Raw genomic sequence first — 26,372 nt, 5'->3', positions numbered from 1 at the left:
CGAGTGAAAGGACTGACGATGCCGACCTTGATACCGTTTGACGAAAACAGCTGGCTACCGACCGTTGATGCGCTGATTGCCAAGTACAAGGCGTGCACGGTGCCGTTTTTCATCGATGCGCTGAGTGCCGCAGGACAACCCACGGGCGATGCGCAGCTGTTGGGCACCGGCTTTTTTGTCACCTGCCGCCAGCACGTCTTTCTGGTAACCGCCGCGCACGTTCTCAAGGACCTGGACCCCAGACGCGTGCTGGCGACAAACGTGAAGGGCCAGGCGGTGCTGCTCGGTGGTTTGCCCTTTCTCCTTTGCCACGATAACGATCTGGCGATTACCCTGCTCCCGCAGGACTGGCTGGCAAACACAGGCCTGCCGAGCATCAATAGCATTGTCCTCGATGAAACCTGGGAGGGTTACGAGTCCCTTGAGTTCTGGATCACCGTTGGGTATCCGGGTTCGAAGAATGGCATATTCCCCAAGCTCGGCAAGCATGCCATCAACAGTCATGGAACCAGTTTCACTGAAGTGATCGAGAAGCCCACCGCGGCTGCACATATATCCAACCCGGTCGGCTTTCGCTTCGACAAGAAAAAGGCCGTGGACTCCGCAAACAAACGCGCCAACCCGCCGTCGTTCAGTGGAACGAGCGGCAGCCCTGTCCTGGAAGTCATCGCCCGAGTCGATCCAGCCGGCAACATTTCGCTGCGTTGCACGCTCAAGGGCGTTTTGCTCGGCTGGTACAAGCAAGAGAAAGAGGTGATTGCCGGCCGCGCGCAAGCACTGATCGACTTGATCGACGAGTTGCTGGACCTTCTGCACGCGGAACGTCAGCAAACGGCAACCACCGCTTCCCTGCAAATGCCCCCCACCTAAGCCGTCGGAATCGTCCCGCCATCGATGACAAACTCGCTCCCGGTGATGGACGCCGCCCGAGGCGAAGCCAGGAACGCGATGAGGTCAGCCACCTCGGATGGTTTTGCAGGCCGCCCGAGCGGGATGCCGCCCAGTGAATTCATGATGATTCGCTTGCCGCCTTCGTAATCGGTACCGGCCTCCTGTGCCAGCCTTTCGGCCAATGCAACCGAGGCGTCGGTTTCGACCCATCCCGGAGACACGCGAACCACACGCACGCCCTGGGGCGAGACTTCCTTCGACAGACTTTTGCTGTACGTCGAGAGCGCCGCCTTGGCCGCGGCATAGGCCGTGGTGGCTTCGGGCAACGGCAGCCGGCCCTGAATCGACGTCACATGGACGATCACACCCGCCCCACGTTCCAACATGTCCGGGAGCAACGCACGGTCCAGGCGTACCGCCGGAAACAGGTTCAGGTCGAGCTCGCGTTGCCAGTGCTCGTCGCCCAGCGCAGCGAATCCGCCACCGGGCGACGAGGAGCCACCCAGCACATGGATGATGATGTCCACGCTGCCCAGGCTGTGCCTGATCGCGCTCACCAGCGCATCGCAACCTTCGCCGGTCGAGAGATCGGCCGGGATGAACAGGGCATCGGACAGGTCGCTGCCCGGGTGTCGGGCCGCGGTCACCACCCTCGCCCCTTCGGCGAGGAGCTGTTTGACTACAGCCTGTCCGACGCCTTGGGTGCCGCCGGTCACCAGGACCCGTTTGCCGCTCAATTCGAGGTTCATGGCGCAATCTCCAGGGAGCGGGCACGGGCATTCTCAAACACCAACGCGTGGTCGAACTGAATGGGGCTGCCGGGGATATGGCCGGTAAAACTCATGACGGGGTCTCCTGTCTCGCGTCCGGTAGTTGGACACAAGGATCTTGCCGCCATCCTGATAGTTTGCTCAACTGGGACAAACATTAATGACCTATCCCGCGAAACAGGATAATCCAATGCCCGAGCCTCGCGTTAGCCTCAATGAGCTGGATGCCGTCATGGCCGTGGCGCGCCGGGCTTCGTTTCGCCAGGCGTCAATCGAGCTCGGCATGTCCACCACCGCGTTGAGCAACACCATTGCCCGACTGGAGGCGAACCTTGCCACGCGACTGTTCAATCGCACCACGCGCAGCGTGTCCCTGACCGAAGCCGGCAAGATGTTCCTGGAGCAGGTCGGCCCGGCCCTGCAGGATGTCCGTGCGGCACTCGACGCCGTGCAATCCCACAGCGCCGGGCCGTCGGGGGTGCTGCGCATCAACGCGTTCGCCAGTGCCGCCCGCTCGGCGCTGTTACCGCTGGTGCTGGAATACCTGCGGCGCTATCCGCAGGTGCACATTGATCTGGTGACCGAAGGCCGTCTGGTCGACATCGTCGCTGACGGTTTCGATCTTGGCGTACGCTCCGCGAACCTCGTGCCCAATGACATGATCGTGATCCCCCTGGGGCAGCCGCAACGCTACGCGGTGGTCGGCACGCCGGGGTATTTCGCCAGGCATGGCCGGCCCGGCACGCCGGCGGATCTGCTCCATCATTCGTGCATTCGCATTCGTCTGCCGAACGGCGCGATTTACCCCTGGCAGTTCGAGCGGGAGGGACAAGTGCTGCGCCTCGATGTGCAGGGCCCGCTCACCCTCGACGAGTCCGGTGTGGCCAAGGCTGCCGTCAAGGCCGGCGTGGGCCTTGGTTTTTTCATGGAGCAGGACGTGCTCGGTGAAGTCGCCGCCGGCGAGTTCGAGCGGGTGCTTGAAGACTGGACGCCGCCCCGGGACAACCTGTGCCTGTATTACCCCAACCGCCGCAATCCCAGCGCTGCGCTCAAGGCGTTCACCGCGCTGGCTCGCGCCAACCTGAAGGGCCTGGAGGACCCCGGGTCGGACAATTGACCGATACCTGGCGGACAGCGCGGCCCGCAGAATCGGGCTTCCATCCAGGGAGCTGATCCAATGAAAACAATCACATCAAACACCATCACCCGCGCCTTCGCCGGGTGTGACGCATGAATCGCCCCACCCCTGACAGCCATTACGATTTCATCGTGTGCGGCGCCGGCACGGCCGGCTGCGTGGTCGCGGCACGCCTGGCCAAGCACAAAGACGTTCGGGTGCTGCTACTCGAAGCCGGTCATGGCAGCACCGGCCCCGCGGTCACAGAGCCTTCGCAATGGCCACTGAACCTGGGCTCGGAGCGCGACTGGGCATTCGAAGGGCAGCCCGACCCCCATCTGAACGGTCGTCGCCTGTCCTTGAGCATGGGCAAGGGGCTTGGAGGTGGATCGAGTATCAACGTGATGGTGTGGGCACGCGGGCACCGATCGGACTGGGATTACTTTGCCGCCGAGTCCGGCGATTCGGCATGGGGCTACGACTCCGCATTGCGCTACTACGCGCGGATCGAGAACTGGCAAGGCCTGCCGGACGCCCAGCGCCGGGGTATCGGCGGCCCTGTGCATGTCGCGCAGCCAACCGCGCCGCAACCGCTCGCCTGGGCCACCCTGGAAGCCGCCAGCCGCCTGGGCATTCCCCGGTTCGACAGCCCCAATGGCGAAATGATGGAAGGTCCCGGCGGCGTCGCCATCACCGACCTGCGCATCAACCGCGGACAGCGAGAATCGATGTACGACTCCTACCTCAAGCCCCACCTGCACGCTCCCAACCTGACCGTCCTCACCGGGGCACGGGTGTCCCGCCTCCTGCTGCAGGGAACACGGGCAACGGGTGTCGAAGTGCTGATCGACCATCGGCGCCGCTGTTTCTACGCGGAAAATGAAGTGGTGCTGTCGATGGGCGCGGTGAACACGCCAAAGGTCCTCATGCAATCGGGGATCGGACCGGAAGAGGAGCTTCGCCCCCACGGGATCGACCTGATCAATCCCCTGCCCGGCGTCGGCCAGAACTACCAGGACCACTTGGCCTTCGGCTGTACCTGGGAGTATCGGCAGCCCCAGGCCGTCGGCGGCGGTGGTTGCGAAGCCACCCTGTACTGGAAAAGCGATGCTCGCCTGGACGCCCCCGACCTGCTGCAGTGCCAGCTCGAATTTCCGGTCCCTTCCCCGCCCGAGGTCGGCGTTCAGCCGCCGCAACACGGCTGGACGATGTTCGCCGGTCTCGCCCGCCCCGGCAGTCGGGGCCGATTGCGCCTGTCGGGCCCCGGCCCGCTGGACAACCCGCTCATCGAGCCGAATTCGCTGAGCACTTCGCAGGACATGGCTGCCGCGTTCGCGTCCATCGAATTGTGCCGGGAACTGGGCAACAGCGACGCCTTCGAAGCACTGATCAAGCGGGAGGTCGTTCCTGGCCAGCGTGACCGACGGGCCATGGAACGATTCATCCGTGATTCGGCGGTGACCTACTGGCACCAGTGCTGCACGGCGAAAATGGGCAGGGATGCGCTGTCGGTGGTTGACCACCAGCTCAAGGTGTATGGCATCGAGAAGCTGCGGATCGCCGATGCTTCGATCATGCCGCGAATCACGGTCGGCAACACCATGGCGCCGTGCGTGGTGATCGGCGAGCGCGCGGCCGATCTGATCCTCGCGGCCCATGGACTGCCACCGACTGGCTGACTGTCGCCGTGTGCACTCAGGTCGCCGCCAGACACTCGCGGGTCTTGGCGGCCGCCACGCTCAGTCCCCCCGACAGACCCACGCCATTCTTGGCCGCCAGAATCTGCGCCATCACACTCACGGCGATTTCCGCCGGGGTCTTGCTGCCGATGTAAATGCCGATGGGACCTTGCAGTCGTTCGAGCGAGGCCTCGGTCTCGCCGAAATGCTCGATCAAGCGTTCGCGACGCAGTTGGCTGTTGCGTCGCGAGCCGATGGCGCCGATATAGAACGCCGGCCCGTGCAAGGCTTCGAGCAAGGCCAGGTCGTCGAGTTTGGGGTCATGACTGAGGGCCACTATGCAGGTGCGCAGATCGACTGCAAAGTCCCGCACGACGTCATCCGGCATGCCGACAATGCGCTCCACCCCGCCCACCGCCCACGTCTGCATGTGCTCGGGGCGCGGATCGCAGACTGTCACCTTGAAGCCGTTGAACAACGCCATGGTCGCCAGGTACTCGGCCAGCGCGCCGGCACCGATCATCAGCAGACGATAACCGGGGCCGAGGGTGTTGATCATTTGCCGGCCATCGAAGCTGAACTGTTCCGGGGTTGCGGTGGGTTCGAGCGTGACCGTGTTGGCAGCCAATACCAGCCGGCGACGCACCAGCCGGCCCGCGTCGAGTTGCGCCAACAGTTCGTCCAGCAATGACCCTGACGGGCTGAACTCGAGGACCAGTTCAAGGGTGCCGCCACAGGGCAAGCCAAAGCGATGGGCTTCATCGGCGCTGACGCCGTAACGCACCACCTCGGGCGCCCCGTCCGTCAGCCCATCGCCGCCGTACGCCGTGGTGTAGCGGTGGATCAGGTCGTCTTCGATACAGCCGCCGGACACGCTGCCCACCACACGGCCATCGCTGCGCAAGGCCATCATCGAGCCCACCGGACGGGGCGACGAACCCCAGGTGCGCGCCACGGTGGCGAGCAGCACGCGATCCCCGGCGGCGAGCCAATCGCGCGCGGTACGCAGGACCAGCACGTCGATGCTTTCCATCAACCCCTCCTCAACGCATTTGCAGAATGATCGGGCTGCTGCTGGCCGGATCGGTGTGTTCGCGCAGCTTGCCGACAGCCTGGGCAGTCACTGCATCAGCCCGGTTGCCCCAGCTGCTGCGCATGAACGTCAGGACTTCGGCAATCTGCTGATCCGACAGCTGCTCACGGAAGGCAGGCATGCGGTAGGCATCCGGCACACCGGCAGCGACGACGCGTTGCGAGCCGTTGAGGGTGATGTTGATCGCCGAAGCGTTCTCCCCGGCCAATGCCGAGGTGGCGCCGGCCAGCGGCGGCATCCACTCGGGCTGCCCCTTGCCATCCAGGCCATGACAGGAGGCACAGCGGGTCACATAGGTATGCGCACCCGGGCCTTCCTGCAGGGTGGCGGCGGCCACCGGCTGATACTGCCAGGGAGCGCCGTCACGCTGGAGGTCGCCGGGCAATGACTTGAGATAGCGCGCAATCGCAGCCAGATCGTCATCGCTCATGAACTGCGTGGAGTTGTTGAACGCCTCGGTCATCGAGCCGAAGACCACGGCATGCCGGTTGCGACCGGTCTTGAGGAACCGGACGATGTCCGGCTCGCTCCAGCGCCCCAGGCCGGTGTTGTGATCGTTGCGCAAACTCGGTGCGTACCAGCCATCGAGCAAGGCGCCGGCGAGGAACGGCGTGGCGGACTCGTCCAGCCCTTTCTCGTTGAACGCCAACCCCCTCGGGGTGTGACAACTGCCGCAGTGGCCCGCGCCCTGGACGATGTAGGCACCACGGTTCCACAGCGCATCCTGCGCCTGTTTTTCCACGTAGGGCCCGGTGTCGGTGAACACCCCGTTCCACAACGCGATCGGCCAACGCAGGTTCAGCGGCCAGGGGATATCGCTGGGGATATTGACCTGTTTGACCGGTGCCACGCCTTTCATGAAAAAGGCATACAAGGCCCGGACATCGTCGTCGCTGAGTTTGGCGTAAGACGGATACGGCATGGCCGGGTATAGCCGCCGCCCACCTGGCGCCACCCCGTGGCGCACCGCGCGGTCGAAGTCCGCCAGGCTGTAACGGCCTATGCCGGTCTCGGGGTCCGGGGTGACGTTGGTGGCGTGGATCGCTCCCAGGGGCGTGGCCATTTCCAGACCGCCGGCGAAGGGCGCACCGTCGGGCACACTGTGGCAGGCCACGCAGTCGCTGAGCCGGGCGACGTACTCGCCGCGGCTGACCAGTGCCGCGTCGATATCGGCCGCGGCCAGCGGCTGGCTGTCCAGGCGCGAGACGGGCTCAGAGGTGACATACCAGGCCAGCAGGCCGGCCGCGACCAGGCACGGCATGGCCAGCCAGCCAGCGGTTCTTGCGAATCGGCGGTTACTCATGGACGCTCCGGCGCTGTTCAAGTGAAGGTGTAGCGGCTCAAGGGCATGCTGCGGATGCGCTGCCCCGTGAGGGTCGCCACCGCATTGGCCACGGCCGGTGCAACGGCCGGCAACGGCGGTTCGCCGATGCCGCCCATTTTTTCCCCGCTCTCGACCACCCGCACATGGACCCGAGCCATCCGCGAAGGCGGCAGGATCGGGTACAAATCGTAGTTGCGCGCACGGGGCTTGCCGTCGATGTACACCGCCTCCTCCACCAGCACCTGAGACAGGCCCAGTGCGACAGCACCACTGACCTGGGCCTGGACGATGGCCGGGTTGACGATGCTGCCCGGGTCGATGGCCTGCCAGATGTCATGCACCTTGACCTGGCCCTTCTCGATCGACACCTCGGCGATCACCGCCGTCTGGGTGCCAAACGGCGAAGCCATGGCCACGCCACGCGCACGCCGGGTGCCGTCCTCGGCCGTGAACGGGCCGCGCTTCCAGCCGCCCGACAGTTCGCCCACCGCTTGCAGCAACGTGGTCAGGCGCTGGTTATCGCGCAGCAAGTGCAGGCGCAATTCGAACGGGTCCTTGCCGCCCTTGTCGGCGATTTCATCGAGGAACGCTTCGTAGAAGAAATCGTTGAGCGAATTGCCGACCGAGCGCCAGTAACCGAGCATGGCCGGGCCCTTGACGTAGATCTGCGCGATCCGCTTGTTGGGAATGGCGTAGGACTTGCCGGCCAGGCCTTCGAGGGCCGTCGGGTCGAGCTTTTCACCCTGCTTGCCGGCCAGTGATTCGGTGGGGCCTTCGGTGGCACTGATCGCTTCGATGGCCAACGGCAGGCCGTCGGCATCCAGTGCGGCGCGGAAGTTGACGGCGGCGATAGGCCGAAGTGCATCGCGCAGGAACTCTTCTTCGCGGGTCCAGATCAGCTTGACCGGGCGTCCCACCGCTTTGGCCAGGGCAATCGCCTGCGGGTAGGGGTTGGCCGAGTCGTAGAGAAAATGCCGGCCGAAAAATCCGCCCAGCAACGGTGAATGCAAGCTGATCCGCGAAGCGTCGAGACCGGTCCGCTTGGCGATGTCGGCAAGGAACATGTCCGGCGCCTGGTTGGGCAGCCAGACGTCAAGAGAGCCGTCCGGGTTGAACCGGGCCAGCGCCGACGGCGGCTCCAGCTGAGCATGGTTGAGGTACTGATTATGGTAGGTGGCCTCGATTGTGGTCTTGGCCTTGGCCAGGACGCCGGCGACATCACCTTCGTTTTCATCGTCGCGGGCAGGTCCCCGTTCGGCGGCCAGGCGCTTGACGAACGCATCGCTGGAAAAGTCCGCCGGCATCGCCCGCACCTGGGAGTCGGCGCCCGGCTCCTGCCAGTCGACCTGAATCGCCTCCACCGCGCGCTTGGCGTGCCACCAGCGCTCGGCCACCACCGCCACTGCGCCGGGCAGGCGATGCACCGAGTGCACGCCTTTCATGGCCTTGACCTGTTCTTCGTTGCGCAGGTTGCCGACGGTCATGCCCAGGCGCGGCGCGTGTTGCACGGCGGCATGCAGCATGTCGTCGACTTTCAGATCGATGCCGTAAAGCGCCTTGCCGGTCGACTTGTCGTAGGCATCGAGGCGCTTGACCGGCTTGCCGATCCAGCGGAACTGACTCGGATCACGCAACTGGACACTGGCCGGATCAGGCACCGGCAGGTCCATCGCGCGCTCGGCCAATTCACCGTAGGCGAGCGTGCGCCCCGAGGCGGCGTGCACGACCCTGCCCGGCTCGGTCGTCAGTTCACCCACCGGTACGCCGAGCTTTTCGGCGCCCGCCTGCAGCAACATGGCCCGGGCCAGCGCCCCCAGGCGACGCATGGTCGGGTAGCTCATGCGCACCGACATGCTGCCGCCGGTAATGCGCATGCCGTTTTCCAGCACCACATAGGCTTCGCCGGGTGGCGCGGCCTCGACCCGGAAGCTCGCGGGATCGGCGTCCAATTCTTCACCGACGATCTGCGCCATGGCGGTGTAGGTGCCCTGCCCGCCCTCCATGAACGGGCACAGCAGGCGCACGGTGTTGTCCGGGCGGATTTCCAGAAACGCCGGCACTTGGGTCCCGCGTTCCGCTGCCGCGGTGGCAGCCGCCTGTACCCTGGCCGAGCCGAGCGGCAGGCCGAAGCCCAGCACCAGCGCGCCCACGGCGGTGCCGGCGAGAAAACGCCGACGGGACACATTCACCGGGTCAGTCAGTGTGAAATCGAGGGTTTCTTCCACGGAATCGATACGCGGGCTCATCAGGCTTCCCCTTTCTTCGCAGGCTGGCCGGCAAGGTCGTAGACCGCGGCCTGAATGGCGTTGTAGGTGCCGCAACGGCAGAGATTGACCATGGCCGCCTCAATCTGCGCGTCGTTCGGCGTGGGGTTGTTTTTCAGCAGCGCCGTGGCGGCCATGACCTGCCCGGACTGGCAGTAGCCACACTGGGCCACCTGATGCTCAACCCAGGTCGCCACCACCCGCTTGCCCACTTCATCCGCCTCGATGGCCTCGATGGTCGTCACCTCGCGACCGACCACACCGGCCACCGGCGTGACGCAGGAACGCACCACGTTGCCGTCGACCAGCACTGAACACGCACCGCACTGCGCCAGCCCGCAGCCGTATTTGGTGCCGGTCATGCCCAGGTCATCGCGGATCACCCACAGCAGGGGCGTATCGGCGTCGGCATCGACTTGATAGGTCTTCTGGTTGATTCGTAATTCCATGGCTCACCCGCTGATCATCGGTTGATGTACTTTATTTATGTTTTTTTCCGCCGCTTCCACGGCATTCGATGGGGTCTTCAAACGGCATCCAGCACCTGCCCACGCAGCTGCGCAATGTCATTTCTGGGCGCGGTGCCAAACATCCGGCCGTACTCTCGACTGAACTGCGAAGGGCTCTCGTAACCCACGGCGAACGCCGCCCGCGACACGTCCAGGCGTTCGCTGAGCATCAACCGCCGCGCTTCGTTCAGGCGCAGCCATTTCTGGTACTGCAGGGGACTCATCGCGGTCAGTTGGCGAAAATGGTGGTGAAAGGTCGGCGCGCTCATCTGCACGCGCGCCGCCAGTTCATCAATGCGCAGCGGGACGCTGTAGTTGAGCTTGAGCCAGTCGATGGCCTTGGCAATGCGATAGCCCTGGCCATCGACGGCCGTGATCTGACGCAACCGCGTCGCCTGGTCGCTCCTGAGCAGGCGGTAGTGAACCTCGCGCAGGATCAGCGGCGCGAGCACCGGGATCGCCTCCGGCTCATCGAGCAATGCCAGCAAGCGATTGAGCGCGTCTTCCAGCGCCGGGGTCATGGTGCCGATCCCGACCCCCCTGTCGATTGCACGGCCACGGGTGACTGGCATACCGCCCTTGGCAAGCGCCTCGGCGAGCATGGGGATGTCCAGCTTCAAGACCAGCCCGACACAGGGTTGCCCGGCGCTGGCGGTCAGCACTTCGGAATTGGCCGGAAGGTCCAGGGAGGTGATCAGAAAGCCCGAGCGGTCGTAGCGATAACCCTCGCCACCGACCCACAGGCGTTTCTCGCCACGCGCCACCAGGATCAGGCTCGGCTCGACCATGCAGACCGCCGGCGCCGCCGGCTGATCGCGGCGAAACAGCGACAGGCCGGGAATCGACGTGGCGAAATCACCCGATTGACAGGTTCGCGGGTCGATGTTCGCGGCCAGAGGCGACTCCTTGCAGGGACTGACATGGATCATGGCGGCTCGCTCCTATTGGCCAGACTCTAGCCTGCGCCCAGCGGCTTTCCTATCCATCACCCTGCATGTTCAGAGGATCAGGCAAGTATTCGATTGGATTGCGCAAGTGCGCGGGTTCATCGATGACCTATTCACAAACCGCGTCAGCCTTCATACAATTGCGATTAATTCTTATCCTCAAATAAACCGACAGGGAGTCCGTCATGTCCGCCATTCTGCCGCCTTCGCCGCTGCATCAACAGGTGGACAGTCTTTACCGTGACCACGGCGGTTGGCTCACTGGCTGGCTGCGCAAGCGTCTGGCTGATCGAGACAAGGCTGCCGACATTTCCCATGACACCTTCGTTCGTCTTCTGACCGGCACCATCGCCCATCCCTTGCGCGAGCCGCGGCATTTCCTCGCCACCGTCGCCAAGCGCGTGATGATTGACCACTTGCGGCGGCGCAGTGTGGAGCAGGCTTACCTCGATGCACTGGCGCAAGAGCCGGAACTGCTCGCCTGTTCCCCCGAGCAGCACATGCTGATGCTGGAAACCTTGTTGCAGCTGGACGCCATGCTCGACGGGCTCGGCTACAAGGTGCGGCAGGCGTTTTTGCTCGCCCAGCTGGAGGGTCTGGGCTATATCGAGATCGCCGAATACCTCGGGGTATCGGTCAGTTCGGTCACCAAGTACATGGCCAAGGCCACCGAGCAGTGCCTGCTCTTTGCCCTGGATGCGCAGGCATGAACGCCGCGAAGCAGCGCCTGGCCCTTCGCGATGCCGCGCAGTGGCACGCTCGTCTCGGCGCGGTACCGGGCTGCGAGGACACTCGGCGGCAGTGGCTCACCTGGCATCAGCAAGATCCGCTGCACCAGTGGGCCTGGCAGCGCCTGGAAATGTTTCAGGCCGAACTTCAGGGCGTCTCCGGCCCACTGGCCCGCCGCGCTCTGCTGGCGGGCGAATCGCGCCTCGACCGGCGGGCCGTGCTCAAGAGTCTGCTGCTCGGCGCAGGCGCGTGCGGGCTGTCCTGGTCCGGCTACCGGGAGATGCCGGTGTGGATGGCCGACCTGCGCACCCGTACCGGTGAGCGTCGCAACCTGAACCTCGACGATGGCACGCTGATTACCCTGAACACGGCAAGCGCCGTGGATATCCGCTACGACGCGACACAACGCCTGATCATCCTGCGAGCGGGGGAAATCTGGGTGCAAACCGGTACGGACCCGCGCCCCCTCAAGGTGCGCAGCGCCCAAGGCGAGATGCGTGCACTGGGAACCCGCTTCAGTGTTCGCCAATACGACGCCCACACCGAACTCAACGTTTTCGAACATGCCGTCGCGGTACGCAACAACCCTGTCGACAATGAGCTGATCGTCCGGGCCGGGAACCGTCTCGACTTTAGCGAGGGCCCTCTGTCGACACCGCAATCGCTGAGCCCGGAACGGGACGCCTGGCGCAACGGCCGACTGGTGATCGACGACTGGCGCCTGGACCACGCACTGAGCGAATTGCAACGCTATCGGCCGGGCATCATCCAATGCGCGCCACAAGTCGCCGGGTTGCGACTGTCCGGCGCTTTCCCGCTGGACGACACCGACCGTGCAATGGCAGCGATCAGCCAGGCGCTACCGGTACGGATCGAAACGCGCACACGCTTCTGGGTCAGGGTCGAACCGCGCGCCTGAGTCTTTTCGAAAAATATTCTCATTAACGATTGTCGATTTTCAGGTTTTCGTACGACTCCTTGTGCAAAACAGCCTCATTGCATTCGAAGGAGTCTTCATGCATCGCCCCAACCGCACCCTGCCCCATCCGCGCAAACCACTGGCCATTGCCGTCCTGGGCACCACGCTGGCCTTGCAGGTCGGTCTTCTCCAGCCGTTGATGGGTTCGAACAGCCAAGCCATGGCGCAATCCGTCACGCGAGATTACGCCATTCAGCCCGGCCCGTTGGGCGCGGTCATCGGCCGTTTTGCCAACGAGTCAGGTGTGGTCCTGTCCTTCGACGCCGGCCTCACCAGCGGCAAGCACAGTCAGGGCCTGCAGGGCAGCTATACCCTGGAACAGGGCTTCGCCAACATACTGGCCGGCAGCGGATTGACGGTGACACAGGGTCCGTCGGGCGATTACCTGCTGGCACCACGCGGCAGCGGTGATGTGCTTGAACTGGGCGCGACCAACGTGACCGGCGCCGCACTCGGCTCGACCACCGAAGGCACCGGCTCGTACACCACCGGCAGCTCCGCAACTGCCACCAAAATGAACCTGTCACTGCGCGAAACGCCGCAGTCGGTCAGTGTCATGACTCGCCAGCGGATGGACGACCAGAACCTCGCAAGCCTGCCCGAAGTACTGGAACAGACGCCCGGCATCACCGTGCAGAACCTGGGCAGCGAGCGCTTCAACATCTACTCGCGCGGCTACACGGTCGACAACTTCCAGTTCGACGGCATTCCGACCACGCTGGACATCGTCAGCCAGGTTTCGGCCCAGAGCCTGGCCGACATGGCGATCTACGACCGCGTCGAAGTCTTGCGCGGCGCGACGGGGTTGATGACCGGCGCAGGCGACCCGTCCGCCACCATCAACATGGTACGCAAACGCCCCACCGAGCAATTTCGAGGACATATCAGCGGGGGGCTGGGCTCATGGAACAAGTACCGTGGCGAAGTTGACCTGTCCGGCCCATTGACGCCCACCGGCAACGTGCGCGGGCGTACGGTGGTTGCTTACCAGCAAAACGACAGTTTCATGGATCACTACCATCAGGAACGCGATGTCTACTACGGCATCCTCGAAACCGACCTGAGCGACAGCACCCTGATGACCTTCGGCGCTGATTATCAAAAGAACAAGCCGCAGGGTTCCTCTTCGGTGGCCTTTCCCCTGTTCTACAGCAATGGCGAACAGACCGACTTCTCTCGCTCCACCAACAGCGCCGCACGCTGGAGTTCCAACGAACAGAACACCCTCAACAGCTTCTTCAGCCTGGAACAGAAACTCGCCCGCGACTGGACGCTCAAAGCATCGCTGAACCAGATGTACATTGACCGCAGCGACTATGAACTGGCCACCGCCAGCTGGGGCTTCCCCAACAAGACCACCGGCGCAGGCGTTCGTCTGTATGGCGGCGCCGGCAGCACCTGGCAGAAGCAGACCGGCGTCGACCTGCAGGCGCAGGGCCCGTTCGAACTGTTCGGCCGACGCCATGAGGCCATCGTTGGCTACAACTACGCCAAATACGAGAACCGCCACAGCCCGCTGCGCGGCACCGCTGTCGAAGGTCGCGTCGTCAACTTCTACACCTGGGACAACAACACCGCCAGGGCCAACACTTCGCTCGGCAAGCTCTACGACGGCGACACCACGATCTACCAGCGCGGCACCTACTTTGCGACCCGGCTGCGTCCGAGCGACGACCTTTCGGTGATCCTCGGCGCACGGGTCAGCGACTACGATTACACCTACGATCTGAGCTACGCACTGACACCGGCCCTGGACCGCGTCACCACCTACAAGGAAACCGGCGTCGTCACACCTTATGCAGGGGTGGTCTACGACCTCAACGACATCCACTCGGTGTATGCCAGCTACACCAACATCTTCAAACCGCAGAGCGTGCGCGACCGCGACGGCGCCACCCTCAAGCCCCGTGAAGGTGACAACTACGAAGTCGGTTTCAAGAGCGAGTACTTCGGTGGTCGCTTGAACACCAGTATTGCCGCCTTCGTCATCAAGCAGGACAACCTCGCCGAAGTCGACCCGGGTCAAGTCATTCCCGGCACCACCACGGCGGCCTATCGAGCGGTGAGCGGCGCCACGACCAGAGGTTTCGAGATGGAGCTCAACGGAGACCTGATGCCCGACTGGAACCTCAGCGCCAGCTATAACCACAGCATAACCAAGGACGCCGACGGCAAGCGCATCAACACCGTGAGCCCGGCCAACACGGTCAAGCTGTGGAACACCTATCGCCTGCCAGGCGAACTCGATCGACTGACCGTGGGCGGTGGCATGAATTGGCAGAGTGGCATTCATTTCAGCGCCACACCGGCGGGATTGCCCGGTGCGGTCAAGGCCAGGCAGGACGATTACGCCGTCTTCGACCTGATGGCACGCTACCAGGTCACCGACCAGCTATCGGCCACACTCAACGTCAACAACGTATTCGACAAGAAGTACCTTAGCGCCCTCGATACCACGTTCTACAGTGGTTATTACGGCGATCCGCGTAACGTGATGCTCAGCACGCGTTACGATTTCTGATCGGCACCGCCTCGGCATAGCCGGGGCGGATTCAAGTACTCGTGCCTGCTCGGGCCCCGTCGCTGACGCGGCGAGCGGGTGCACTGGCGGCGGGCTGCCAGGCAAGCGTCAAACTCAATCCAGCGCCGGTGGCCAGGCAGACGGCAATGCACACGCTGGCGACGGTGAACGCCTGGGTGATGGCGGCCGGATCAGTGCGTGAGCCGAGCACTGTGTAGAACACCCCGCCAATCACGGCGACGCTGAGTGAGGTGCTGACCTGCAGGGTCGAACTGGCGATGCCGGCGATCATCCCCGAGTAGGCGGGGGCGACGCGGCCGGTGACCATACGCATCAAGGTCGGCAGCGCCAGCCCTTGTCCCAGTCCAATCACGAACAGAAGGACGCCCAGCAGCACGGAGTCAGGCTGCACACCGGTCGGCGTCGCGCTGATGAGCCAGACCAGACCGAGAACGGCGATGGACTCCAGGACCATGCCGAGCGGATTGACGTAGTCACCGATCATGCGTCGACCCCAGGGTGTCGACAGCGGCCCCAGCAGGAACCCTGCACCAAACGGCAGGAACACCAGGCCAGCACTCAGCGGGGAGGCGTTCAGCGCCTGCTGCTGGTAGACCGAGAACAACAGGAAGAAAACCCCGATCGAGTACAACGTCAGCGCGGTCAGCAGCGAGCGGCCAAGGCCCGGCGCCTGCAATGCCGCCGGATCGAGCAGCGGCTTGCCGCCCATGCGCCCAAGGCGAGTTTCATAACGCCAGAACAGCCACATCAGCAACGGCATAGCACCGAGCGACAGCCACGACCACCACGGCCAACCGGCTTCCCGCCCTACGATCAGCGGCACGATAAGCGCCGCGAGGCTGACCATCGACAGGGCCATGCCGCCCAGGTCCAGTTTGCTGGCGTGTAACGCGCGCGTCTCTTTCAGCAAGGGAAGGCCGAACAGCACGACCAGAACCCCCACTGGCAAGTTGAGGAGAAAGATCGCCCGCCAGCCCAGGCCCATGACATCGAGCGAAATCAGGACGCCGCCCAAGGCCTGCCCGATCACCGCGGCCAGACCGAAGACAGCGCCATACAGGCTGAGCGCGAGCGGCTTTTCCGACTCGGGGAAGATCGCCTGCACCGAAGCGAGTGCCTGCGGCGCCATGACTGCCGCCGTCAGACCCTGCAAGGCGCGCCCGGCGACCAGCACCCAGGGCGATCCTGCAAAGCCGCAAACCAACGAGGCGCAGGCAAAGCCCATCAACCCGAGAAAAAAGACCCGGCCCCTGCCGTATATATCCCCGAGGCGCCCGCCGGTGATCAACGTCACGGCATACAACGCAGCATACGAAGAAATGACCAGTTGCTCGACAGAGGCCGAAGCGCCCAACTCTTCGCGGATCGAAGGCAGCGCAACGTTGACGATGAAGAAATCGAGCGGTGGCAGGAACGCACCCACCAGTAGAACCACAAACATCGCCCAGCGCCGTGGGTCGGCGTGGGTTGCATCGTTGCCGTACATGAACAGCCTCCATACGCAGTCAATAGAGAATGGGCACAGGCGTCATGCGCCCGGCGGCTACGCCCCGCAAACCCGGGCAAACTGATGGTTCGAGCGCCCGCGAAGGCTTGCGAACCGGCAGTTGGCAACCAGCCCACCCGCGGCGTCAGGGAGTCCAGCTCGAAGCGCCGCGAGGTGAATCAAGAGGTTCATTGTGCGAGTCGAAGGCTTGCGGCGGGACTGTCATTGCTGCATCTTCGCCGTTCACTTTTGTACGAGGTAAGCCATGGAATGGAATGACTTGCGGGTCTTTCTGGCCATCGCCAGGGGTGGGTCGCTGGGCGCAGCGGCGAAGCTGTTGGGCGTCAGCCATCCCACCGTGGGCCGGCGTCTGCATGTGCTCGAACAGACCAGTGGCCAGGTGTTCTTTCGCCGCACGGCAACGGGGTTGGTGCTGACCGACAGCGGGGAGCGCATTTTCGGGCTGGCTGAGGAAATGGAACGCAGTGCGCTGACGATCGAGCGACGCATCGCGGGGGAAAATGACCAACCTGAGGGCCTGTTGCGGATTTCCTCGGCGGACTGGTTTGCCAGCTACGTGCTGGGCCCGGTTTTCGCTGAGCTTTTGCGGCGTCATCCACTGATTGTGCCCGAGGTGATCGCCGGGCATCGGCTGTTCGACCTGACACGCCGGGAAGCGGATATCGCCTTCCGGATTGTCCCTTTCACCGAACCCGACATCGTCCAGCGACGCCTCACCACCCTGAGTTACGGGTTGTACGCGGGCGCAGAGGTGCCATTTCGTCCGGGAGCCGAGGGTGAAGGCATCGGGCTGATCACCATGAACACCGCCCAGGCGCATTACCCCGACGTGCTCTGGCTACAGGAGCTGTTTCCCGGGGCCAGAACCGTGTTCACCAGCAGCAGTCGCACCGTCCAGGCGCGAATGTGTGCGCTGGGGCTGGGCGTTGCCGTACTGCCGCGCGTCCTGGGCGACCAGTTGCCCGCGCTCAGGTTGCTGGACACCGGCCAGGCGCCCCCCGGACGTGATATCTGGATGGGCTTTCACCACGATATGCGGCAGATGGATCGACTTCGCGCACTCGCCGACCTGGCGGGAGAGATGATCGGGACGTCCTGATCGGCTCAGGCCCCTTTTGCAGCACGCCTGCATGCTCAGACACCACGCCCCCGATCAGCAAGCCCGACGCGGCGAATGACTCGCCAAGGCTGTGCTCGCTGTATGTTCGCCAGCGAACAGACGAACGCCCCTCATAGTCCTCACACTCAAGGCTGAAAAGCTACGTCCAGAAGGCGCTGCTCGGCGCTGGCGCGATGCGTTGGCGCACCTCTCAAAGCGCGCAATTGCAGTCGTGCGTTTCAGGCTCAGGACTTTATGAACAGTATATGGACACGCATGCTGAGGGTGTTTTCCCGCTCGTCCGGCGTTTGGCGAACCGGTCAGTTCTCCAAACCCCGCTTCGAATATGAGCCGATATTGCGCTCGGAGCTGTTCAGCGCCGATCAGATGGCCACTCACGGCATCGCTCTTGCCGGACAACATCGCCTGACGGCGTTGTCCGCCCGGGACCCGATGTTGCGCAGGCTCGATGACAACGAGCGACTGCTCAAGCGCAGTTGTGCGGCGCTGGCCGATGCGCAAATGTCCAGCCGTCGAGTGACGCCGGCAGCGGAGTGGTTGCTGGACAACTACTTTCTGGTCGAGGAAAACATTCGCACCGCCCGCTCACACCTGCCCAAAGGCTACAGCCGCGAATTGCCACGCCTGGTCAACGGCCCTTCCGCCGGCCTGCCCCGCGTCTACGACATCGCACTGGAAACCATCTCCCATGGCGACGGCCGGGTCGACGAACAAAGCCTGAGCCGCTTCATCTTTTCCTATCAGACCGTGATGCCCCTGGCACTGGGGGAACTGTGGGCGATACCGATCATGTTGCGTCTGGCGTTGATCGAGAACCTGCGGCGAGTGGCCTCGCGGGTCATGGCCAACGCCGATGACCGCAATCTGGCCGATGACTGGGCCGAGCGCCTGATCGAGACCTCGGAGCGCGACATCAAGAATGTGGTGTTGACCGTCGCCGACATGGCCCGCTCCGCACCGCCGATCACTGCCGCCTTTGTCGCCGAATTCACCCGTCGCCTGCAGGGTCAGAGCGCGGCCCTGGCCCTGCCGTTGAACTGGATCGAGCAGATGCTCAGTGAAAGCGGCTCGAGCATCGAGCGCCAGGTGCAGCTCGATGCGCAACAACAGGCAGCGGACCAGGTGTCCATCAGCAACAGCATCGGCAGCCTGCGGCTCCTGTCCGCGACCGACTGGCGCGAGTTCGTCGAGTCGATGAGTCATGTCGACCGGATCCTCAGGGAAGACCCGGCCGGCGTTTATCAGGCGATGGATTTCAGTACACGCGACAGCTATCGGCATGTGGTCGAGCGCCTCGCCCGACGAAGCCCCCGGCACTCGGAAATCCAGGTCGCCCAAGCCACGATCGATCTCGCCATCGCCGCAACGGCCACCGTGTCCTGCCCGGTGCTGGCCCGTCACGTCGGGTATTACCTGATCAGCGCAGGCCTGCCGGCGCTGGAGCGCCGACTCGAGGCCCGAGTGCCGTTCCATGAGCGCTGGAATCGCCTGTTGCAGCGCTCGCCGCTGGTTTTCTACCTGTCACCGGTGGCCTTGCTGACGTTCGTTCTCGCCTGGCCCCTGCTGGCCTCTGCGCAGCGCGATGGCATGTCGGCGGCAGCCCTGCTGATGCTGGCGATTCCCTGCCTGATCATGACCAGTCGACTGGCGATCGGTCTGATCAACTGGTTGGTGACGTTCAGCCTGGTGCCGGCCGTGTTGCCGAAAATGGATTACGCCAGCGGCATTCCCGATGACGCGACGAGCCTGGTGGTGATCCCGACGCTGATCGCCAGCCCGGCCGACGTGGACGAACTGGTGGAGGGTCTGGAAGTACGCTTCCTCGCCAACCGCGACCGCAACCTGTATTTCGCCTTGCTCAGCGACTTCCTGGACGCCGCGCAAGCGAACGAGCCCGAGGACGCCGGGCTGCTCGACCAGGCCAGTCGTGCTGTCAGCCAGCTCAACCAGAAGTATGCGGACGGGTTGGACGACCGCTTCTATCTGCTGCACCGGCCACGGCGCTGGAACGCCAGTGAGCGGGTGTGGATGGGCCACGAGCGCAAACGCGGCAAGCTGATCGAGCTCAACGACCTGTTACGCGGCCGGGGGCAGGACCGTTTCGATGCCATTGTCGGAGACATCACCCCGTTGCGCGCCGTGCGCTATGTCATCACCCTGGACACCGACACCCTGCTGCCCCGCGATGTCGCCCGCCAGTGCGTGGCGGCGATGATGCACCCCCTGAATCGCCCGTTGTTCGATGCCACCGGCGAGCAGATCGTCTCCGGCTACGCAGTGTTGCAACCGCGCGTGGGCATCAGCCTGACCAGCGCCACGCGCTCGATCTACGCCCGACTGTTCGGCAGCGATGCCGGGGTCGATCCCTACACGCGGGCGGTGTCGGACGTATACCAGGACCTGTTCCAGCAAGGCTCGTTCATCGGCAAGGGCATCTACGACGTGGATGCGTTCACCTGCGCGCTGGACGGTTGCCTGCCGGATAACCAGATCCTCAGCCACGACCTGATCGAAGGCTGCTATGCCCGGTCCGGGTTGCTCAGCGACGTGCAACTGTACGAGCAATACCCGTCGCGCTTCGGTGCCGATGTCAAACGACGGCATCGCTGGATTCGCGGCGACTGGCAGTTGCTGCCGTGGACATTGCCCTGGGTGCGCAACGCCGAGGGCCACTGGATCCATAACCGGCTGAGCGTCATGGCGCGCTGGAAGATCCTCGACAACTTGCGCCGCAGCTTGGAGCCGCTGGCGCTGTTGCTGATGCTGTCATGGGGGTGGTTTGCCAGCACAGCGCCGCTCCACTGGACGCTCACCGTCATCGGCCTGCTGTTCATCCAACCTTTGCTGCGGCTGGTGACCGACCTGATACAGCCTCCCGACGATGTGCCCTATGGGCAATACGTGCGAGCGCAACTGGGCGATCTGGGCCAGGACCTGGCCAGGGCTTGCCTGGCACTGGCCTGGCTGCCGTTCGAAATGTTCTACAGCGTCGATGCGCTCTTGCGTTCGCTCTGGCGAATCGGCTTCAGCCGGCGCCGGCTGTTGCAATGGCAGCCTTCGCGCGAGGTCGAGCGCAGCACGGAAAACCGGCTGTCCGGGCTCTACCGGCAGATGTGGGTTCAGCCGTTCTCGGCGCTGGTGTCCCTGGCCCTGCTGGCGCACGACCCACAGACCCTGGCCATCGCCAGCCCCCTGCTGCTGGCATGGTTGGCCGGCCCCTGGATCGCCTGGCGACTCAGTTCGCCGCCCCGACAATCGGTGTTCGCCCCGTCAACGGAGGACTTGCGCTTCCTGCGCCTGTTGGCGCGCAGAACCTGGGCGTTTTTCGATCACTACGTGGGGCCGCAGGATCATTGGTTGCCACCGGACAACGTGCAGGAAGAACCCAGGCCCGCCATTGCCCATCGCACCTCGCCCACCAACATGGGCATGTCCCTGCTTGCCCACCTGGCCGCTCACGATTTCGCTTACCTGAGCACCGAACGGCTGCTGACGCGACTGGGCGCCTCGCTGGACAGCATGGACGGCCTGGAACGGTATCGGCAGCACTTTTACAACTGGTATGACACGCAGACCCTCGAACCGTTGAAACCGCATTACGTCTCCACGGTCGACAGCGGCAACCTGGCGGGTCTGCTGCTGACCCTGAGCGCCGGCCTTGCGCAGCTTGCCGACGCGCCCATGTTCGGCCCTGCGGTGATCAGGGGCCTGCGCGACACCCTGGAGATCCTTGGCGAAACCCAGCGTGCCGCGGGCGTGGATGAAACCGCCTGCAATGACGTGCGAAAACGGCTGGATGAGGCCCCGCCATCGTTAACCCGCGAGGCGCTGGCAGACCTGCTGCACGCGGCACGCATCAGCATCGCGGACACTCCTGGCGGCCTCGATGAAGAGAGCGTTTACTGGCGCGAGGTGTTCGACCGCCAATGCATCGACTGGAGCGAAGAGTTGCAGCGCTATCGACTCCCTGCGCCCTTGCCCGGCACCCCGTCGGCACCTGGCAGCTTGCGTCAACTGGCAGGCCTGAACCCCGCCGGCTGGGCAGCGGAGCATCACCCTCGACTCGAGCAGGTGCGCGCCGTCGCCGCCGCGCGCCTGCTGACCCTGGAGCGCCTGGCCCTGTTGTCGACGTCACTGGCACAGATGGATTTCTCGCTGCTGTACGACAATCAGCGGGACCTGTTCGTCATCGGCTACAACGCCGAAGACCGCAGGCTCGACAGCGGTTACTACGACCTGCTGGCCTCCGAAGTGCGGCTGACCAATTACGTGGTCATCGCCCAGGGACAAATCCCCCAGCGTGCCTGGTTCACCCTGGGCAGGCTGTTGGGGGAAAACGCCGGGGTGCCGACGTTGCTGTCCTGGTCGGGCTCGATGTTCGAATACCTGATGCCGATGCTGGTGATGCCCAACTACGACGGCAGCCTGCTGGACCAGACGTGCCGCGCCGCCGTGGCGGTACAGATCGAACACGGCAACCTGCTGGGCATTCCCTGGGGCGTTTCGGAGTCGGGTTATTACACCCTCGACGCCCACTTCAATTATCAATACCGCGCTTTCGGAGTTCAGGCCCTGGGACTCCAGCGCGGTCTGAGCAATGACGTGGTCATCGCACCTTACGCCAGCGTCCTGGCGTTGATGGTCGACGCCGATGCCGCCTGCAAGAACCTGCAACGGCTCGCCCTGCAAGGTTGCGCGGGACGTTTCGGTCTGTATGAGGCGGTGGACTACACCGAGGCCCGACTGCCCCGCGGCCAGCCCCACGTCGTGGTCCGCTCCTTCATGGCGCACCATCAGGGCATGAGCCTGCTGGCCTTGACCAGCCGCTTGCTCGATCAGCCCATGCAACGCCGCTTCGCCGCCGATCCGGCGCTGCAATCGGCCCTGCTGCTGTTGCAGGAACGGGTGCCGAAATCCGCCGCTCCGTACCTGCAGACCGCCCAGTCGCCCGCGCTTGGTGATGGCGGGCTGGGCCAGGACGCCGGGCTCCGGGTGTTCGCTGACCCGGGCCGCAAACGCCCTGCCGTGCAGTTGCTTTCCAATGGTCGCTACCACGTCATGCTGACCAGCGGTGGCGGTGGTTACAGCCGCCGCCACGACATGGCCGTCACCCGTTGGCAGGAAGACATTTCCCAGGATAACTGGGGGATGTTCTGCTATCTGCGCGATGTGCAGTCCAATGCCGTCTGGTCGGCCGCGCATCAGCCAACGTTGCGCCAGCCCGAAAGCCACGAGGCGATCTTCAGCGACTCCCGGGCAGAGTTTCGCGCACGCAACCTGGATTTCGACACGCACATGGAGATTGTCGTCTCGCCTGAAGACGACATCGAACTGCGCCGCCTGCACGTCACCAACCGGGCGTCATCGGCCAAGACCCTGGAAATCACCACCTATGCCGAAGTGGTGCTGACGTCCCCGGCCAGCGATGCCATGCACCCGGCGTTCAGCAAACTGTTCGTGCAAACCGAACTGCTGCCGGCACTCCAGGCCATCGTGTGCAGCCGCCGTCCCAGGGCGAGCGACGAATCGACGCCGTGGATGTGCCATTTACTGGCAGCACACGGCGTGGACATCGACGCGATCTCGTACGAAACCGATCGCGCCCGGTTCGTTGGTCGTGGACGCAACCTGGTATCACCCGCCGCCCTGGATGCCGACTGCCCGCACTTGTCTGGCAGTGCCGGCCCGGTACTGGACCCGGTGGTCGCGATTCGCTGCAGGATTACCCTGCAACCCGGCCAGCAGGCGACCATCGACCTGGTCACCGGCGTCGCCGATAACCGTGACGACTGCGTCTACCTGATCAACAAATACCGCGACCGCCACCTCGCCGACCGGGTGTTCGACCTGTCCTGGACCCACAGCCAGGTGCTGCTGCGCCAGCTCAACATCTCGCTGGCCGACGCCCGCCTGTTCGAACAGATGGCGTCGTCGCTGCTGTATGCGAACGCCTCGATGCGCGCCGATAACACCGTACTGACCGCCAATCGGCGCAATCAGTCGGGCCTCTGGGGCCAGGCGATCTCCGGTGACCTGCCCATTGTCCTGCTGAAAATCCAGAGCCTGGACAACATCGCGATGGTGCGACAGCTGATTCAGGCTCATGCCTACTGGCGGCAAAAAGGCCTGGTGGTCGACCTGTTGATCTGGAACGAAGACCAGGCCGGTTACCGTCAACAACTGCAGGACGCGATCATGGGGCTGATCACCTCCGGCAGTGAGGCCACGTTGCTGGATCGTCCGGGCGGCATCTTCGTGCGTGCGGTGCAACAGCTGTCGAACGAAGATCGCGTGCTGGTGCTCTCGGTGGCCAGGCTGGTCTTGAACGAAGGTTCCGGCAGCCTGGCCGAACAGATTCATCGTCGCAAAGTGTCGCCGGTACATGCCCCATTCGTGGCAACACGGCACTACCAGGCAAGGCCGACCCTGTCCGTGCCCAAGCCTTCGGCGCTGCTGCTGGGCAACGCGTATGGCGGCTTCAGTGCCGATGGCAGCGAATACATTATCAGCGGGCTGGCGGCCAATCCGACACCGGCGCCCTGGGTCAATGTGATTGCCAACGCCCAATTCGGCACGGTCATCTCGGAAACCGGCAGCGCCTACACCTGGGCCGAAAACGCCCATGAGTTTCGCCTGACGCCCTGGCACAACGACCCGGTCACCGATCGCGGCGGCGAAGCCATTTACCTGCGGGATGAAGAGACCGGGCACTTCTGGTCTGCCGCCCCACAACCCTGCCCCGGAACAGGCCCCTACCAGACCCGTCACGGTTTCGGTTACAGCGTGTTCGAACATGAAGAAGACGGAATTGTCAGCGAGCTGTGGATCTATGTCGCACTGGATGCACCGATCAAATTCATGCGCCTGTTGCTGAGCAACCGCTCGGGGCGCAGCCGAACGCTGTCGGTCACCGGTTATGTGGAATGGGTGCTGGGCGATCTGCGCAGCAAGTCGGCGATGCATGTGGTCACGCAATCGGATCCGGCCACCGGCGCCCTCTTCGCCCGCAACGCCTACTCGGTGGAATTTTCCGAGCGGGTGGCGTTCTTCGATACCGACACGGTCGATCACGGGGTCAGCGGTGACCGTACGGAATTCGTGGGTCGCGGCGGCACCCTGGCCGCGCCGGAAGCGATGCGGCACGCCGGGTTGTCCGGGCGCCTGGGGGGCGGCCTGGACCCTTGTGCCGCCCTGCAAGTGGCGGTCGATCTCGCCGATGGCGAGAGCAAGGAAGTCATCCTGCGCCTGGGCGCGGCCGCCTCGAGCGACGCCGCCAGCCAGCAGGTGCAGCGCCATCGGGGCAGCCTGGTTGCCGCCGAGCAGTTGCACAAGGTGCGGGAGCACTGGCGCTCGTTGCTCGGGGCGATCCATATCGAAACCGCCGCGCCCGAAGTGGATGTCATGGTCAACGGCTGGCTGATGTATCAGGTCATTGCCTGCCGGTTCCAGGCCCGCAGCGGCTACTACCAGTCCGGTGGTGCCATCGGCTTTCGCGATCAGCTGCAGGACAGCATGGCCATGATCCACGCCGATCCGGCGACCGTGCGCGCGCATCTGCTGCTGTGCGCCGCTCATCAGTATCTGGAGGGAGACGTGCAGCACTGGTGGCACCCGCCGATGAATCGAGGGGTTCGCACCGCCTGTTCCGATGACTTCCTGTGGCTGGTGGCCGCCACCAACCGCTATGTCGAAATGACCGCAGACGCGGCGGTGCTCGACGTGCCTGTCGGGTATCTGGAAGGCCGCCCATTGACGGGTGGCGAAGAATCCTACTATGACCTGCCGGTGGTTTCGCCCCAGCAGGAGTCGCTGTACCGGCACTGCGTACGTGCCATCGAGCACAGCCTGCAGCGCGGTCGCCACGGGTTGCCGCTGATGGGCTCCGGCGATTGGAACGACGGCATGAATCGTGTCGGCCATCTGGGTGAAGGTGAAAGCGTGTGGCTGGGTTTCTTCGGCTATCAGGTGTTGACACAATTTGCGCTGACCGCTCGCCTGCACGGCGATCACGCCTTCGCCAGGCGCTGCAGCGACAGCGCAGAGGCACTGCAACGCAACCTTGAACAGAGTGCCTGGGACGGCGCCTGGTATCGTCGTGCCTGGTTCGACGACGGTCAGTCGCTCGGTTCGGCGAGCAACGCGGAGTGTCGTATCGACTCGATTGCCCAGAGCTGGTCGGTGCTTTCCGGAGCCGGCTCCGCTGTCCGCCAGGCCAAGGCCATGCAGGCACTGGATGAGCATCTGATCAAGCGAGACATCCGCGCCGTGCTGCTGCTTGACCCGCCGTTCGACAAGGGCGCTCTGGACCCGGGCTACATCAAGGGCTATGTGCCAGGCGTGCGCGAGAATGGCGGCCAGTACACCCATGCTGCCGTTTGGGCGGGCATGGCGTTCGCGCAATTGGGCGATGCCGCCAAGGCGTGGGAGGTGCTGAACCTGATCAACCCGGCCGCCCTTGCCAACGTTGCGCGAATAGACACCTACAAGGTCGAACCCTATGTCATGGCCGCCGATGTCTACGGCGCGCCTCCCCATGCCGGGCGCGGTGGCTGGACCTGGTACACCGGTTCGGCGGGGTGGATGTACCGGCTGATAGTGGAGTCACTGCTGGGAGTCCAACGCAGCGGTCGCACGCTGAGCCTCGAACCGTTGATACCCGTCGACTGGCCGGGTTTCAAACTGCATTACCGCTTCGGCAGCACGCTTTACCACTTCGATGTGCATCAGGGCAGTTCGCCCCTCACCTCGATGACCCTCGACGGCCAGCCGTTGAGCGGCACGGCGCTGACGCTCGAAGACGACGGACTGGAGCGCTGGGTTCGGGTGGACTGCCGCGCCCGGTCGCCCAGGCCCCAAGCGCTGGAGTATGCGCAGGCCGTCGATGAGTAGGCATTGATCACC

Annotated in this window: 15 protein-coding genes; 8 read left to right on the top strand and 7 right to left on the bottom strand. The window is 64.2% G+C overall.

Annotation, left to right across the window (positions count from 1 at the left end):
- Positions 1-3: 3 nt before the first annotated feature.
- Complete coding sequence (locus ACM6IM_RS03765) at positions 4-870, top strand: hypothetical protein (protein WP_414864218.1); 867 nt, start codon at positions 4-6, stop codon at positions 868-870.
- Here ACM6IM_RS03765 and ACM6IM_RS03760 read toward each other — a convergent pair.
- Positions 867-1,640, bottom strand: a complete 774-nt coding sequence (locus ACM6IM_RS03760; RefSeq protein WP_414864217.1) for an SDR family oxidoreductase — start codon at positions 1,638-1,640, stop codon at positions 867-869. The two genes, ACM6IM_RS03765 and ACM6IM_RS03760, sit on opposite strands and share 4 nt — an antisense overlap.
- 211 nt (positions 1,641-1,851) lie before the next feature.
- Here ACM6IM_RS03760 and ACM6IM_RS03755 point away from each other — a divergent pair, with 211 nt between their 5' ends.
- Both ACM6IM_RS03755 and ACM6IM_RS03750 read left to right on the top strand, forming a co-directional pair.
- On the top strand, positions 1,852-2,778 hold the full coding sequence (locus ACM6IM_RS03755; protein ID WP_414864216.1) for a LysR family transcriptional regulator: 927 nt from the start codon (positions 1,852-1,854) through the stop codon (positions 2,776-2,778).
- Positions 2,779-2,891: 113 nt separating this feature from the next.
- Complete coding sequence (locus tag ACM6IM_RS03750; protein ID WP_414864215.1) at positions 2,892-4,457, top strand: GMC family oxidoreductase; 1,566 nt, start codon at positions 2,892-2,894, stop codon at positions 4,455-4,457.
- Between the two features lie 16 nt (positions 4,458-4,473).
- On the opposite strand, the gene ACM6IM_RS03745 is transcribed toward ACM6IM_RS03750, so the two are convergent.
- The 5 genes from ACM6IM_RS03745 to ACM6IM_RS03725 all read right to left on the bottom strand — a co-directional run bounded on the left by ACM6IM_RS03745 (position 4,474) and on the right by ACM6IM_RS03725 (position 10,576).
- The gene (locus tag ACM6IM_RS03745; RefSeq protein ID WP_414864214.1) at positions 4,474-5,490 is read right to left on the bottom strand and encodes an XdhC family protein; all 1,017 of its coding nucleotides are present in this window, start codon (positions 5,488-5,490) and stop codon (positions 4,474-4,476) included.
- 10 nt (positions 5,491-5,500) lie between these two features.
- Positions 5,501-6,853: a c-type cytochrome gene (locus ACM6IM_RS03740; RefSeq protein ID WP_414864213.1), complete on the bottom strand. Its 1,353-nt coding sequence runs from the start codon at positions 6,851-6,853 to the stop codon at positions 5,501-5,503.
- Between the two features lie 17 nt (positions 6,854-6,870).
- Complete coding sequence (locus ACM6IM_RS03735; protein WP_414864212.1) at positions 6,871-9,120, bottom strand: molybdopterin cofactor-binding domain-containing protein; 2,250 nt, start codon at positions 9,118-9,120, stop codon at positions 6,871-6,873.
- Entirely contained in the window at positions 9,120-9,587 is a 468-nt protein-coding gene (locus ACM6IM_RS03730; RefSeq protein WP_414864211.1) for a (2Fe-2S)-binding protein, read from the bottom strand. The genes ACM6IM_RS03735 and ACM6IM_RS03730 overlap by 1 nt, the downstream gene beginning before the upstream one ends.
- 77 nt (positions 9,588-9,664) lie before the next feature.
- Positions 9,665-10,576: an AraC family transcriptional regulator gene (locus tag ACM6IM_RS03725; protein WP_371048257.1), complete on the bottom strand. Its 912-nt coding sequence runs from the start codon at positions 10,574-10,576 to the stop codon at positions 9,665-9,667.
- A gap of 203 nt (positions 10,577-10,779) precedes the next feature.
- On the opposite strand from ACM6IM_RS03725, the gene ACM6IM_RS03720 reads away from it, so the two are divergent.
- From ACM6IM_RS03720 to ACM6IM_RS03710, 3 genes are all read left to right on the top strand, one after another.
- The gene (locus ACM6IM_RS03720) at positions 10,780-11,304 is read left to right on the top strand and encodes a sigma-70 family RNA polymerase sigma factor (RefSeq protein WP_414864210.1); all 525 of its coding nucleotides are present in this window, start codon (positions 10,780-10,782) and stop codon (positions 11,302-11,304) included.
- Positions 11,301-12,242, top strand: coding sequence for a FecR domain-containing protein (locus ACM6IM_RS03715; protein WP_414864209.1), 942 nt, complete (start codon positions 11,301-11,303; stop codon positions 12,240-12,242). The genes ACM6IM_RS03720 and ACM6IM_RS03715 overlap by 4 nt, the downstream gene beginning before the upstream one ends.
- 97 nt (positions 12,243-12,339) lie before the next feature.
- Entirely contained in the window at positions 12,340-14,823 is a 2,484-nt protein-coding gene (locus ACM6IM_RS03710) for a TonB-dependent siderophore receptor (RefSeq protein WP_414864208.1), read from the top strand.
- 31 nt (positions 14,824-14,854) lie between these two features.
- On the opposite strand, the gene ACM6IM_RS03705 is transcribed toward ACM6IM_RS03710, so the two are convergent.
- Positions 14,855-16,330 carry an MFS transporter gene (locus ACM6IM_RS03705; protein ID WP_414864207.1) on the bottom strand — a complete coding sequence of 492 codons (1,476 nt, stop codon included), beginning with the start codon at positions 16,328-16,330 and terminating at the stop codon, positions 14,855-14,857.
- 265 nt (positions 16,331-16,595) lie between these two features.
- Between ACM6IM_RS03705 and ACM6IM_RS03700 the strand changes: the two genes are divergently transcribed.
- Together ACM6IM_RS03700 and ACM6IM_RS03695 are read left to right on the top strand one after the other, a co-directional pair.
- A complete protein-coding gene (locus tag ACM6IM_RS03700; protein ID WP_414864206.1) occupies positions 16,596-17,450 on the top strand; it encodes a LysR family transcriptional regulator in 855 nt (284 codons plus the stop codon).
- A gap of 255 nt (positions 17,451-17,705) precedes the next feature.
- Positions 17,706-26,360 carry a GH36-type glycosyl hydrolase domain-containing protein gene (locus ACM6IM_RS03695; protein WP_414864205.1) on the top strand — a complete coding sequence of 2,885 codons (8,655 nt, stop codon included), beginning with the start codon at positions 17,706-17,708 and terminating at the stop codon, positions 26,358-26,360.
- The last annotated feature ends 12 nt before the right edge of the window (positions 26,361-26,372 follow it).

Origin of the sequence: Pseudomonas sp. IT-P12 (genome assembly GCF_949767465.1) — a bacterium.
GTDB lineage: Bacteria > Pseudomonadota > Gammaproteobacteria > Pseudomonadales > Pseudomonadaceae > Aquipseudomonas.
This window is presented reverse-complemented; position numbering and strand designations above follow the sequence as displayed.